At 58.1% G+C, this 12813-nt stretch carries 12 protein-coding genes; all 12 read left to right on the top strand.

Annotated features, from left to right (window positions below; genetic code table 11):
* The first annotated feature begins 500 nt into the window (after window positions 1-500).
* The 12 genes from V6L79_RS21575 to V6L79_RS21520 all read left to right on the top strand — a co-directional run bounded on the left by V6L79_RS21575 (window position 501) and on the right by V6L79_RS21520 (window position 12812).
* Window positions 501-1274, top strand: coding sequence for an ABC transporter substrate-binding protein (locus V6L79_RS21575; RefSeq protein ID WP_261739322.1), 774 nt, complete (start codon window positions 501-503; stop codon window positions 1272-1274).
* Window positions 1275-1365: 91 nt separating this feature from the next.
* Window positions 1366-2055: an ABC transporter permease gene (locus V6L79_RS21570; protein ID WP_261739321.1), complete on the top strand. Its 690-nt coding sequence runs from the start codon at window positions 1366-1368 to the stop codon at window positions 2053-2055.
* The gene (locus V6L79_RS21565) at window positions 2052-2750 is read left to right on the top strand and encodes an ABC transporter permease (protein WP_261739320.1); all 699 of its coding nucleotides are present in this window, start codon (window positions 2052-2054) and stop codon (window positions 2748-2750) included. The genes V6L79_RS21570 and V6L79_RS21565 overlap by 4 nt, the downstream gene beginning before the upstream one ends.
* 1 nt (window position 2751) lies before the next feature.
* Window positions 2752-3864, top strand: a complete 1113-nt coding sequence (locus tag V6L79_RS21560; protein WP_261739319.1) for a succinylglutamate desuccinylase/aspartoacylase family protein — start codon at window positions 2752-2754, stop codon at window positions 3862-3864.
* A gap of 23 nt (window positions 3865-3887) precedes the next feature.
* A complete protein-coding gene (locus V6L79_RS21555) occupies window positions 3888-4652 on the top strand; it encodes an ABC transporter ATP-binding protein (protein WP_261739318.1) in 765 nt (254 codons plus the stop codon).
* A 115-nt stretch (window positions 4653-4767) separates the two neighbouring features.
* Window positions 4768-5748 carry a transcriptional regulator ArgR gene (gene argR, locus V6L79_RS21550; RefSeq protein ID WP_261739317.1) on the top strand — a complete coding sequence of 327 codons (981 nt, stop codon included), beginning with the start codon at window positions 4768-4770 and terminating at the stop codon, window positions 5746-5748.
* 284 nt (window positions 5749-6032) lie between these two features.
* Entirely contained in the window at window positions 6033-7253 is a 1221-nt protein-coding gene (locus V6L79_RS21545; RefSeq protein ID WP_261739316.1) for an aspartate aminotransferase family protein, read from the top strand.
* Window positions 7254-7391: 138 nt separating this feature from the next.
* On the top strand, window positions 7392-8411 hold the full coding sequence (gene aruF / locus V6L79_RS21540; protein WP_261739315.1) for an arginine/ornithine succinyltransferase subunit alpha: 1020 nt from the start codon (window positions 7392-7394) through the stop codon (window positions 8409-8411).
* A gap of 55 nt (window positions 8412-8466) precedes the next feature.
* Window positions 8467-9504: an arginine N-succinyltransferase gene (astA, locus tag V6L79_RS21535; RefSeq protein WP_261739314.1), complete on the top strand. Its 1038-nt coding sequence runs from the start codon at window positions 8467-8469 to the stop codon at window positions 9502-9504.
* Window positions 9501-10970: a succinylglutamate-semialdehyde dehydrogenase gene (gene astD / locus V6L79_RS21530; RefSeq protein ID WP_338580340.1), complete on the top strand. Its 1470-nt coding sequence runs from the start codon at window positions 9501-9503 to the stop codon at window positions 10968-10970. Before astA ends, astD begins: the two co-directional genes overlap by 4 nt.
* 140 nt (window positions 10971-11110) lie before the next feature.
* The gene (gene astB, locus V6L79_RS21525) at window positions 11111-12457 is read left to right on the top strand and encodes an N-succinylarginine dihydrolase (protein ID WP_338579490.1); all 1347 of its coding nucleotides are present in this window, start codon (window positions 11111-11113) and stop codon (window positions 12455-12457) included.
* A gap of 67 nt (window positions 12458-12524) precedes the next feature.
* Entirely contained in the window at window positions 12525-12812 is a 288-nt protein-coding gene (locus V6L79_RS21520; protein ID WP_235573226.1) for a topoisomerase II, read from the top strand.
* The last annotated feature ends 1 nt before the right edge of the window (window position 12813 follow it).

The following is a 12813-nucleotide window of genomic DNA, read 5'->3' as shown; positions in this document are numbered from 1 at the left end:
TAAGGGGCGCAGGGCCTTCGCTTTGAATTTAAATCGCTGCCTGCGGCAGCGGCGACAGGAGAAGTGTTGGAGGGAGTGTTACCGCATATGTAACCGGCTGCACAGCAACGGGGCATTCCGACACCCAAAGCACCGTTTTAGAGCCCTATTTGACTCGCTATAAAATAAGATGAAACGCTGCACTTGCCGGAATAGAAGGGTTTGCGAATAATAGGCCCGCTATTTGCAGCTTCTATAGGTTCTACGTCTTTTCCTCTTGCATTTATTTGAAGAGTTGTCAACATCCAAGACCGCCTTTTTCGATGCATCTGTAATTAGTTGTCGCATTGAAGAAATAACGGCTTGAAGCCTGTCGTTAGAATGCCGATCACTCGCTCGTCGTTGTTGTGCTGATTTCAGCTCAACGCCAGTAGGACGTTGCGCCGCATTCCCGGTTTAACCTCCGCATATTGGGCTTAGGCTCACTCTGCTTTTATTGCCCTTACCGATGGAGTCCTAAGATGAAGAAACTCGTGCTTCTTGGCGCCCTGGCACTGTCCGTGCTGTCCCTGCAGGCTTTTGCTGCTGAAAAACCTCTGAAGATTGGTATTGAAGCCGCTTACCCTCCGTTTGCTTCCAAAGCCCCGGATGGCAGTATCGTAGGTTTTGACTACGACATCGGTAATGCGCTGTGTGAGCAGATGCAGGTCAAATGTGTGTGGGTCGAGCAAGAATTTGATGGTCTGATCCCTGCGCTTAAAGTACGCAAAATCGACGCGATCCTGTCCTCGATGTCCATCACCGAAGACCGCAAGAAGTCTGTCGATTTCACCAACAAGTACTACCTGACCCCGGCTCGCCTGGTAATGAAGGAAGGTACTGTGGTCAGCGACAGCCTGGATGAGCTCAAAGGCAAGAAAATCGGCGTACAGCGCGGTTCGATCCACGACCGTTTCGCCAAGGAAGTTCTGGCACCTAAAGGTGCAGTCGTAGTGCCTTACGGTTCGCAGAACGAAATCTACCTGGACGTAGAAGCGGGCCGTCTTGATGGCACCGTTGCAGACGCCACCCTGCTGGACGACGGTTTCCTGAAAACCCCGGCTGGCAAAGGCTACGCATTCGCAGGCCCGGCATTTACCGACGTTAAATACTTTGGTGATGGCGTGGGTATCGCAGTGCGCAAGGGCGACGCCCTGAAAGACAAGATCAACGCTGCTATCACGGCTCTGCGTGAAAACGGCAAGTACAAGCAAATCCAGGACAAATACTTCAACTTCGATATTTACGGTCAGTAATACATCGCAGTTATTCGTCCGAAATGGCGCAAGCGACAGGATCTCTGAAGTTTGCGCCATTTTTTCATCCCCATTTCTGAGGACCTGAATCATGTTGAAAGGCTACGGGGCTGTCATCCTCGATGGCGCTTGGCTGACGCTTCAGCTCGCCTTGTCGTCCATGGCCCTGGCCATTGTTCTAGGTCTGATCGGTGTTTCGTTGCGCTTGTCGCCGGTACGTTGGCTGGCTTGGATGGGCGATCTGTATTCAACGGTAATCCGCGGGATTCCCGACCTGGTGCTGATTTTGCTGATTTTTTACGGCGGTCAGGACTTGCTCAATCGCGTGGCGCCAATGCTGGGCTACGACGACTATATTGATTTGAACCCGCTGGCGGCCGGTATTGGCACTTTGGGCTTTATTTTTGGTGCCTACCTGTCCGAGACCTTTCGTGGTGCTTTCATGGCCATCCCCAAGGGGCAGGCTGAGGCCGGCATGGCGTACGGGATGAGTTCGTTTCAGGTGTTTTTCCGGGTATTGGTGCCGCAGATGATTCGCCTGGCGATTCCGGGCTTTACCAATAACTGGCTGGTGTTGACCAAGGCCACGGCCCTGATTTCGGTAGTCGGCTTGCAAGACATGATGTTCAAGGCCAAGCAGGCGGCAGATGCCACCCGCGAGCCGTTCACTTTCTTCCTGGCGGTTGCGGCGATGTACCTGGTACTGACCAGTGTTTCGCTGCTGGCGTTACGACAACTTGAGAAGCGCTACTCGGTAGGCGTAAGGGCGGCTGATCTATGATCTTTGACTACAACGTCATCTGGGCCAGCATGCCGCTGTACTTGAGCGGGCTTCTGGAAACTGTGAAATTGCTCGGCATTTCGCTGTTTTTCGGCTTGCTGGCAGCAGTCCCGCTGGGGCTGATGCGGGTTTCCAAGCAAGCCTGGGTCAACCTCCCTGCCTGGCTTTTTACCTACGTGATTCGCGGCACGCCGATGCTGGTCCAGCTGTTCCTGATCTACTACGGCCTGGCTCAGTTCGAAGTCGTTCGTGACAGTTTCATGTGGCCGCTGTTGTCCAGTGCGACGTTCTGCGCGTGTTTGGCGTTTGCCATCAACACCAGCGCCTACACCGCCGAAATCATTGCCGGTAGCCTGCGGGCCACGCCTAATGGCGAGATTGAAGCCGCCAAGGCAATGGGCATGTCGCGCTCGAAAATGTATCGCCGTATCTTGCTGCCGTCGGCCATGCGCCGGGCGCTGCCGCAATACAGCAACGAAGTAATCATGATGTTGCAGACCACCAGTCTGGCCTCCATCGTGACTCTGATCGACATTACGGGCGCCGCGCGCACCGTCAATGCGCAGTATTACTTGCCGTTTGAGGCCTACATCACGGCCGGTGCTTTCTACCTGTGTCTGACCTTCATTCTGGTGCGCCTGTTCAAACTGGCCGAGCGCCGCTGGCTGGGCTACATGGCCCCACGGAAGGCCTGACATGGAACGAATTGATCATCTGTTGCCCTGGAACAGCTTGGGTTCTGAGCGCCACTTGACGGTATTTCGGTTTGGCGCGGGTGAGCGCAAGGCCTACATTCAGGCCAGCCTGCATGCCGATGAGTTGCCGGGCATGCGCTGTGCCTGGGAGTTGAAGAAGCGTCTGGCCGAACTTGAAGCTCAAGGCGCCTTGAACGGCGTGATCGAATTGGTGCCAGTAGCCAACCCCCTGGGGCTTGGCCAACTGCTGCAAGGCAGTCATCAGGGGCGTTTTGAGTTTGGCAGCGGCAAGAACTTCAACCGCGATTTCGTTGAGTTGAGCGAGCCGGTAGCGCAGAAGCTGGCAGGACGCCTGGGCGAAGATCCGCACGCCAATACCCGACTGATCCGTCAGGCAATGCTTGATGTGTTGTCCGAACTGCCCCCTGCAGCCAGCCAGCTGCAAGGCATGCAGCGTGTGTTGCTGAGCCATGCCTGCAGCGCGGATATCGTGCTTGACCTGCACTGCGAGACCGACGCTGCACTGCATATGTATGCCTTGCCTCAGCATTGGCCGCAGTGGTGTTCGCTGGCTGCGCGACTGGATGTGCGTGTTGGTCTGCTGGCCGAGGATTCGGGCGGCAGCTCCTTCGATGAAGCCTGTTCGTTGCCGTGGCTGCGCTTGCAGCGCCAGTTTGCTGATGCGCAGATTCCATTGGCCTGCATGGCAACCACGCTGGAGCTGGGTGGGCAAGCCGATACTGGGCGCCCGCAGGCTGAGGCTTATGCCGAGGGCATTCTGGCGTTTCTGGCCGAGCAGGGGCTGATCACTGGCGACTGGCCGGTAGCGCAGTATGAAGCGTGCGAAGGCATGCCATTCGAAGGCACTGAGTTGTTATTTGCACCGCACCCCGGTGTGGTGAGTTTTTTACGTCCGGTGGGCGCCTGGGTTGAAGTGGGCGAGCCGCTGTTTGAAGTGATTGATCCTTTATCCGACCGGGTCAGTACGGTATGCGCAGGAACATCCGGCGTGTTGTTTGCCGTTGAGCGACTGCGTTATGCCCAACCCGGTTTCTGGCTGGCTAAAGTGGCGGGGCGCGAGCCTTTGCGTCACGGGCGCTTGCTCAACGACTGACTGTTTTTGTGAGAACCGACAGCATGTACAAACTTGAAGTCCAAGACCTGCATAAACGCTATGGCAGTCATGAAGTGCTCAAAGGCGTTTCACTGGCCGCCAAGGCGGGCGATGTGATCAGCATCATCGGTTCCAGTGGTTCCGGCAAAAGTACCTTTTTGCGCTGCATCAACCTGCTTGAGCAGCCCCATGCAGGCAAGATCCTGCTCAATGGCGAAGAGCTCAAGCTGATTGCCAACAAGGACGGCGCACTCAAGGCTGCTGATCCCAAGCAGTTGCAGCGCATGCGTTCGCGCCTGTCGATGGTGTTTCAGCATTTCAATCTGTGGTCGCACATGACCGCGTTGGAAAACATCATGGAAGCGCCAGTGCACGTGCTGGGGATGACCAAGGCCGAGGCCCGTGAAAAAGCCGAGCATTACCTCAACAAGGTAGGCGTGTCCCATCGCAAGGATGCCTACCCAGGGCACATGTCCGGCGGTGAGCAGCAGCGTGTGGCGATTGCCCGTGCGCTGGCGATGGAGCCTGAAGTCATGCTGTTTGACGAGCCGACCTCTGCCCTCGATCCGGAGCTGGTGGGTGATGTACTGAAGGTGATGCAGGACCTGGCGCAGGAAGGCCGGACCATGGTGGTGGTGACTCACGAAATGGGCTTTGCCCGTGAAGTGTCAAACCAGCTGGTGTTCCTGCACAAAGGGATTGTTGAGGAAAGCGGCAATCCGCGTGAAGTGCTGGTCAATCCACAATGCGAGCGGTTGCAGCAGTTTCTGTCGGGCAGCTTGAAGTAACTGCAGTTTTAAGACTGCCTCTGTGCACCAAAATAGGTCATGCTCCGCATCCCGCGCAGCTGGCCTAGGCTAGTTGCATAGGTTTTATTCCCGTTTTCGTTCCGGATAGCACGCTATGACCGCCCATCGAATTGGTTTCCTCATTTGGCCCAGCACCAAAGCCTTGACCCTGGCGCTGGCCGAGGAAGCGTTGCGTGTTGCTCAGCGCGTGCATCCTGAAGTCGTTTACGAGTTGTTGTTCCTGCAGGCCGAGCCGCCTATCGAAGGCGCCTGGCAATTGCCCGGCGAGCCCTGGAACGGCAAGCTTGAAGGTTGCCAAAAACTGTTCCTGCTGGCGGACGAGCCTCCGACCTCCCTGGCGCCAGCCTTGAGCAGCGCGCTCAAGCAGCTGGTGCGGGCAGGGTGTGTGATTGGCGGGTTGTCGGCCGGGGTCTACCCGCTGGCGCAATTAGGCCTGCTCGATGGTTATCGTGCCGCGGTGCATTGGCGCTGGCAGGATGATTTTGCCGAGCGTTTCCCCAAGGTGATTGCCACCAGTCATTTGTTTGATTGGGATCGTGATCGCCTGAGTGCCTGTGGCGGGTTGTCGGTGCTCGACTTGTTGCTGGCTGTGCTGGCCCGTGATCATGGCGCTGAGCTGGCCGGTGCGGTTTCCGAAGAGTTGGTGGTGGAGCGCATTCGCGAGGGTGGCGAGCGTCAACGCATCCCGCTGCAAAACCGCCTTGGTTCCAGCCATCCCAAGCTGACCCAGGCCGTGTTGCTGATGGAAGCCAATATTGAGGAACCGCTGACCACTGACGAAATCGCCCAACATGTGTGCGTATCGCGTCGGCAGTTGGAGCGAATCTTCAAGCAATACCTCAATCGGGTGCCCAGCCAGTATTACCTGGAGCTGCGCCTGAACAAGGCCCGGCAAATGCTGATGCAGACCAGCAAGTCGATCATTCAGATCGGTTTGTCCTGTGGTTTCTCGTCTGGGCCGCATTTTTCCAGTGCGTATCGCAACTTTTTCGGCGCGACGCCGCGAGAAGACCGTAACCAGCGCCGCAGCAGCAGCCCGTTCGAGTTGTCATCGGCACCCGCCGAACGCGGCTGAAATCGTCCCGCCCCATCCTGCCCCTGAAACCAGCATGACCTGCCGTTGCGGCAATGCTCATGCTTTGGGGGCAAATCAGCGCGCCAGAGTGCTGCCGTAAATACGCCCCAGCGTTTAAACTGCGCCTTTGTGACGGAATATGTCGCATTGTCGTAAGCCTGTGTAAATCGTGGTTTGGCGCTATAAGAAGTTGTCGCTTGGCGACAAGGCGCGCCCCCGATGTGTCCCTACAATCCCCCCATCGCTCGCCAGTTTAGGCAGGCGTTCCTCTTCAGGAGACTCCGATGTCCGTTGAGCAAGCCCCGGTGCAACGCGCCGATTTCGATCAGGTCATGGTTCCCAACTACGCACCTGCGGCCTTTATTCCTGTGCGTGGCGCCGGTTCCCGTGTCTGGGACCAGGCAGGTCGAGAGCTGATCGACTTCGCGGGTGGCATTGCCGTTAACGTTCTTGGCCATGCGCATCCGGCACTGGTTGGCGCGTTGACTGAACAGGCAAACAACCTTTGGCACGTATCCAACGTGTTCACCAACGAGCCGGCACTGCGCCTGGCCAAAAAACTGGTGGATTCGACCTTCGCCGAGCGCGTGTTCTTCTGCAACTCGGGTGCCGAAGCGAACGAGGCCGCCTTCAAGCTGGCCCGTCGTGTGGCCCATGACCGTTTCGGCGCCGAGAAGTACGAAATCATTGCCGCGCTCAACAGCTTTCACGGCCGCACGCTGTTCACCGTAAACGTAGGCGGGCAGTCGAAGTACTCCGACGGTTTCGGTCCAAAAATCACCGGTATCACCCATGTTCCGTTCAACGATCTTGACGCGCTGAAAGCGGCGATCTCGGACAAGACCTGTGCCGTGGTGCTGGAGCCGATTCAAGGCGAAGGCGGCGTGCTGCCTGCCGAGCAGGCTTACCTGCAAGGCGCCCGCGAGCTGTGCGACCAGCACAATGCGCTGCTGGTGTTTGACGAAGTGCAAACCGGCATGGGCCGTACCGGCGAACTGTTTGCCTACATGCATTACGGCGTGACGCCGGACATCCTGACCAGTGCCAAGAGCCTGGGCGGTGGTTTCCCGATCGCAGCGATGCTGACCACCGAAGCGCTGGCCAAGCATCTGGTTGTCGGCACCCACGGCACCACTTACGGCGGTAACCCGCTGGCGTGCGCAGTCGGCAATGCGGTGATCGATGTGATCAACACCCCTGAGGTGCTGCAAGGCGTTAAAGCCAAGCATGACCTGTTCAAAACCCGTCTTGAGCAAATCGGCCAGCAATACGGCCTGTTTACTGAAGTGCGTGGCATGGGCCTGTTGATCGGCTGTGTGTTGAGCGATGCCTGGAAAGGCAAGGCTAAAGACATCTTCAATGCCGCAGAAAAAGAAAACCTGATGATTCTGCAGGCTGGCCCCGATGTGGTGCGTTTCGCCCCAAGTCTGGTGGTTGAAGAAGCCGATATCGAAGAAGGTCTGAACCGCTTCGAGCGCGCCGTTAAAACACTGACACAAGCCTGACCGGCATTCCCTGTGGGAGCGAGCCTGCTCGCGAAAGTCTCGAGAGCCGCGCTATCGTTCACGACCTTCGCAGCAGACTAACTCCTGCAGGGCGGTCTTGTTTTTCCCCTCTTATTTTATGGATTAAGGAGTGACACCATGCTGGTGATGCGCCCTGCGCAAATGGCTGATCTGGGCGAGGTACAGCGTCTGGCTGCGGATAGCCCGATTGGTGTCACTTCATTGCCGGACGATATCGAACGCCTGCGCGACAAGATCGCCGCGTCCGAAACCTCGTTTGCTGCCGAAGTCAGCTTCAATGGCGAAGAGAGCTACTTCTTCGTTCTTGAAGACACCACCACCGGCAAGCTGGTGGGGTGTTCGGCGATTGTGGCTTCGGCCGGTTACTCGGAGCCGTTTTACAGCTTCCGTAACGAGACCTTCGTTCACGCCTCCCGCGAGCTGAAGATCCACAACAAGATCCACGTCCTGTCGCAGTGCCATGACCTGACCGGTAATAGCTTGCTGACCAGTTTCTATGTGGTCCCGGAACTTGTGGGGTCGGCCTGGTCCGAGCTCAACTCCCGTGGCCGTCTGCTGTTTGTGGCCAACCACCCGGAACGCTTTGCCGATTCGGTGGTAACCGAGATCGTCGGTTATAGCGATGAAAATGGCGACTCGCCATTTTGGGACGCTATTGGCCGTAACTTCTTCGACTTGAACTACGCTGCCGCCGAGCGTCTGTGCGGGCTGAAAAGCCGTACTTTCCTCGCCGAGCTGATGCCGCACTACCCGATTTACGTGCCGTTGCTGCCTGACACTGCCCAAGAGGCCATGGGGCAAGTCCACCCGCGGGCGCAGATCACCTTCGACATCCTGATGCGTGAAGGCTTCGAGACCGATCATTACATCGACATTTTCGACGGTGGCCCGACCCTGCATGCACGGGTTTCGGGGATCCGCTCAATCGCTCAAAGCCGCGTGGTTCCGGTCAAGATCGGCACGCTGAGCAAAGGCGGCGGTCGTCAGTACCTTGTGGCCAATGCCCAGTTGCAGGACTACCGCGCAGTATTGCTGGAGCTTGATTGGGCGCCGGGCAAGCCGGTCACGCTGGATCTGGAAGCGGCCGAAGCACTCGGCGTTGGCGAAGGTGCCAGCGTACGAGTGGTGGCGGTTTAACGCGTTTGAGCGAGTTTCGCGGGGTTCGTCAGCGAGCCCCGTCTGAGGAGATAGCATGATCGTTCGTCCTGTACGCAATAGCGATTTACCGGCCCTGATTGAGCTGGCACGCAGCACCGGAACCGGCCTGACCACCTTGCCGGCCAACGAAGAGCGCTTGCTGCATCGAGTGACCTGGGCTGAAAAAACCTTCCGTGGTGAGGCCGAGCGCGGCGATGCGGATTACCTGTTTGTGCTTGAAAACGACGAAGGCAAGGTGGTGGGTATTTCCGCCATTGCTGGCGCCGTGGGCCTGCGCGAGCCTTGGTATAACTTCCGGGTGGGCCTGACCGTCAGCGCCTCGCAAGAGCTGAGTATTTATCGGGAAATTCCGACCCTGTTTCTGGCCAACGACCTGACCGGCAACTCTGAGCTGTGCTCGTTGTTCCTGAGTGCCGATTACCGCACGGGCCTCAATGGCCGGATGCTGGCCAAGGCCCGGATGCTGTTTATCGCCGAGTTCCCGGAGCTGTTCGGTAACAAGATCATTGCCGAAATGCGTGGCATGTCCGATGAAGCCGGGCGCTCGCCGTTCTGGGAAAGCCTGGGTCGACACTTCTTCAAGATGGAATTCAGCCAGGCCGACTACCTGACCGGTGTAGGCAACAAAGCCTTTATCGCCGAGTTGATGCCCAAGTTCCCGGTGTACACCTGCTTCTTGTCTGAAGATGCCCGTGCGGTGATCGGCAAGGTGCATACCCACACCGAACCGGCGCTGAACATGCTTAAAAGCGAAGGTTTCAGTTACCAGGGCTACGTCGATATTTTTGACGCGGGCCCGGCGGTGGAATGCGAAACCAGCAAGATCCGCGCTGTACGCGACAGCGAAGCGCTGGTGCTGGCCATCGGCACCCCGGGTGACGATGCCACGCCTTACCTGATTCACAACCGCAAGCGTGAAGATTGCCGCATCACCGCAGCGCCTGCGCGTCTGGCTGCTGGCACTCTGGTTGTCGATCCACTGACCGCCAAACGCTTGCAACTGACCGCAGGCGATCAAGTGCGCGCGGTTGCCTTGTCGGCCCAGCCAGTTGCCCCACGGGAGTCGAAATAATGAGCACGTTGTACATTGCAGGCGCCTGGCAGAACGGGCAGGGCGAAGCCTTTGAATCGCTGAATCCGGTCACCCAGAAAGTGCTGTGGGCAGGTAATGGCGCCAATGCCGAGCAGGTTGATGCCGCCGTCAAGGCCGCGCGTCAGGCTTTCCCGGAGTGGGCCACACGCACATTTGAACAGCGCCTGAGCGTGCTTGAAGCCTTTGCCGCGAGCCTTAAAACTCACGCGGATGAACTGGCACGTTGCATCGGTGAAGAAACCGGCAAGCCACTTTGGGAGTCGGCCACCGAAGTCACCAGCATGATCAACAAAGTGGCGATCTCGGTGCAAAGCTACCGCGAGCGCACAGGTGAAAAAAGCGGCCCGCTGGGCGATGCCACCGCTGTTTTGCGCCACAAGCCCCATGGTGTGGTTGCCGTATTCGGTCCGTACAACTTCCCTGGTCATCTGCCTAATGGGCATATTGTTCCGGCATTGCTGGCCGGTAACAGCGTGGTTTTCAAGCCGAGCGAGCTGACCCCCAAAGTCGCTGAGCTGACCGTCAAGTGCTGGATCGAAGCCGGGCTGCCAGCCGGGGTGTTGAACCTGCTGCAAGGTGCGCGCGAAACCGGTATCGCACTGGCGGCGAACACAGGTATCGACGGGTTGTTCTTCACTGGTTCGAGCCGCACTGGCAATGCACTGCATCAGCAGTTTGCCGGGCGCCCGGACAAGATCCTGGCCCTGGAAATGGGCGGCAATAACCCGCTGGTGGTCGATCAGGTCGCGGATCTGGATGCTGCGGTCTACACCATCATTCAGTCGGCCTTTATCTCTGCCGGGCAGCGTTGCACCTGTGCCCGCCGTTTGCTGGTGCCGCAAGGCGCATGGGGCGACAGCCTGCTGACGCGTCTGGTTGAAGTCAGCCAGAACATCGAAGTGGGGGCTTTTGATCAGCAGCCCGCACCCTTTATGGGGTCGGTGATTTCCTTGGGCGCCGCACGCGCCTTGATGGATGCACAAGAAGTTCTGTTGGGTTCGGGCGCTGTTGCCCTGCTGGAAATGCACCAGCCCGACAGCAATGCCGCCTTGCTGACGCCGGGCATTATCGACGTGACTGAAGTCAGCGATCGTTCGGACGAAGAGCTGTTCGGGCCATTGCTGCAAGTGATTCGCTACGCCGACTTTGACGCGGCAATTGTCGAGGCCAACAACACCGCGTTTGGTTTGGCGGCGGGCTTGCTGTCGGATTCCAAGGCGCGCTATCAGCAGTTCTGGCTGCAGAGCCGTGCCGGGATCGTGAACTGGAACAAACAGCTGACGGGCGCGGCGAGCAGTGCACCTTTTGGTGGCGTCGGGGCGTCGGGCAACCATCGCGCCAGTGCCTATTACGCAGCAGATTATTGCGCGTACCCGGTGGCTTCTCTTGAAACCCCGACCTTGACCCTGCCAGCGGCGTTGACCCCTGGCGTGAGAATGTCGTAACGCTTATCTCATTCCTGTGGGAGCGGGCTTGCTCGCGATTGCATCAGCGCGGTCTGGCAGCAAAACCGCATCGTACGCATCGCGAGCAAGCCCGCTCCCACAGGAGATACAAATAGCCACCGTTTCCCGGAGCCTCACCGATGAAGTCCTTTGAAGTCAATTTTGACGGTTTAGTGGGGCCGACCCATAACTATGGCGGTTTGTCGTTTGGCAACGTCGCCTCCCAGAGCAACAGTCAGCAGGCCTCCAACCCCAGGGAAGCCGCGCTGCAAGGCCTGGAAAAAATGAAAGCGCTGATGGACATGGGTTTTGTCCAGGGTGTGCTGGCGCCGCAAGAGCGTCCGGACGTTGCAGCTTTGCGCAGTCTGGGTTTTTCCGGCACCGACGCGCAGGTTATCGAGCGCGCAGCCAAAGAAGCCATGCCGTTGCTGGTTGCCAGTTGCTCGGCATCGAGCATGTGGGTGGCTAACGCCGCGACTGTCAGCCCAAGTGCAGACACTGCAGACGGGCGTGTGCACTTCACTGCTGCCAACCTCAACTGCAAATACCACCGCAGCATCGAGCACCCGACCACCAGCCGCGTGCTGGACGCGATGTTCGCTGATCAGCAACACTTTGCGCACCATGCTGCACTGCCCGCAGTGGCTCAGTTCGGCGATGAAGGCGCGGCCAACCACACGCGCTTTTGCCGTGAATATGGCGAGGCAGGTGTCGAATTCTTTGTGTTCGGTCGCAGTGCGTTCGACAGTCGTTACCCGGCGCCGCAAAAATACCCGGCCCGCCAGACCCTTGAAGCTTCGCAAGCGGTAGCCCGCCTGCACGGTCTGAGCGAAGAGGGCGTGGTATTCGCCCAGCAAAACCCTTCCGTCATCGACCAAGGGGTGTTTCACAACGATGTGATTGCCGTGGGCAATGGTGAGCTGTTGTTCCATCACCAGGACGCGTTCCTCAATACCGAGCAGATGCTGGCCGAGTTGCATGGCAAGCTGGCGGCCCGTGGCGCTAACTTCCAGTCGATCAGCGTGCCTCGCGATCAGGTGGCCGTGGAAGATGCGGTGCGTTCGTACCTGTTCAACAGCCAACTGCTGAGCCGTGCGGATGGTTCCATGCTGCTGATCGTGCCTGAAGAGTGCCGCGCCAACCCGCGTGTCTGGCAATACCTGCAAGGGCTGACGGCTGCTGGTGGGCCGATTCGCGAGGTCAAGGTGTTTGACCTTAAGCAGAGCATGCAGAACGGCGGTGGCCCGGCGTGCCTGCGGTTGCGTGTCGCACTCAATGAAACTGAGCTGGCAGCGGTCAATCCGGGGGTTATCATGACCGCGCCGTTGTATGACACGTTGACCCAGTGGGTCAGCAAGCACTACCGCGACGCCCTGCGCGAAAGCGATCTGGCCGACCCGCAATTGTTGCTTGAGTGCCGCACGGCATTGGATGAACTGACGCAAATCCTTAAACTGGGCTCGGTTTACCCCTTCCAGATCAATTGAACGGCGGTGTGCCTGAGCGATTATTAGTGCCGGGCACACACCTTCACCTCCCAATGAGAGCAAAAGAATGACCGATACCCTGAAGTTGATCCTTGAAGACACTGATGGCACCCAGCTGGAAACCAGCTGCACCCGCGTTGCCGTGATGTGGCAGGGCAAAGAATTGTGGATTCAGCAAGACGGCCGTGGCCAGTTGCTGATCGGTGTTGACGTTGAAGAAGGCGATGCCGAATACGCCAACCTGCTGCTGCGTCCATTAGCGACTAACCTTGTCAGCCTGCAACTGGAAATGGAACCGGCTGATCTGAGCGATGACGAAGACGATCACGTACACGGTCCAGACTGCAACCACTGAT

The sequence above is a fragment of the Pseudomonas sp. ML2-2023-6 genome (genome assembly GCF_037055265.1).
In the GTDB taxonomy this organism is placed as follows: Bacteria; Pseudomonadota; Gammaproteobacteria; order Pseudomonadales; family Pseudomonadaceae; genus Aquipseudomonas; species Aquipseudomonas kulmbachensis.
Note: the sequence above shows the minus strand (reverse complement) of the source record. Positions and strands in the feature narration are given on the sequence as shown.

What these genes read in the sequence shown, in the direction of transcription:
- V6L79_RS21575 (WP_261739322.1), top strand. Translation starts at nt 501, where the DNA reads ATGAAGAAACTCGTGCTTCTTGGCGCCCTGGCACTGTCCGTGCTGTCC.
- V6L79_RS21570 (WP_261739321.1), top strand. Translation starts at nt 1,366, where the DNA reads ATGTTGAAAGGCTACGGGGCTGTCATCCTCGATGGCGCTTGGCTGACG.
- V6L79_RS21565 (WP_261739320.1), top strand. Translation starts at nt 2,052, where the DNA reads ATGATCTTTGACTACAACGTCATCTGGGCCAGCATGCCGCTGTACTTG.
- V6L79_RS21560 (WP_261739319.1), top strand. Translation starts at nt 2,752, where the DNA reads ATGGAACGAATTGATCATCTGTTGCCCTGGAACAGCTTGGGTTCTGAG.
- V6L79_RS21555 (WP_261739318.1), top strand. Translation starts at nt 3,888, where the DNA reads ATGTACAAACTTGAAGTCCAAGACCTGCATAAACGCTATGGCAGTCAT.
- argR (WP_261739317.1), top strand. Translation starts at nt 4,768, where the DNA reads ATGACCGCCCATCGAATTGGTTTCCTCATTTGGCCCAGCACCAAAGCC.
- V6L79_RS21545 (WP_261739316.1), top strand. Translation starts at nt 6,033, where the DNA reads ATGTCCGTTGAGCAAGCCCCGGTGCAACGCGCCGATTTCGATCAGGTC.
- aruF (WP_261739315.1), top strand. Translation starts at nt 7,392, where the DNA reads ATGCTGGTGATGCGCCCTGCGCAAATGGCTGATCTGGGCGAGGTACAG.
- astA (WP_261739314.1), top strand. Translation starts at nt 8,467, where the DNA reads ATGATCGTTCGTCCTGTACGCAATAGCGATTTACCGGCCCTGATTGAG.
- astB (WP_338579490.1), top strand. Translation starts at nt 11,111, where the DNA reads ATGAAGTCCTTTGAAGTCAATTTTGACGGTTTAGTGGGGCCGACCCAT.
- V6L79_RS21520 (WP_235573226.1), top strand. Translation starts at nt 12,525, where the DNA reads ATGACCGATACCCTGAAGTTGATCCTTGAAGACACTGATGGCACCCAG.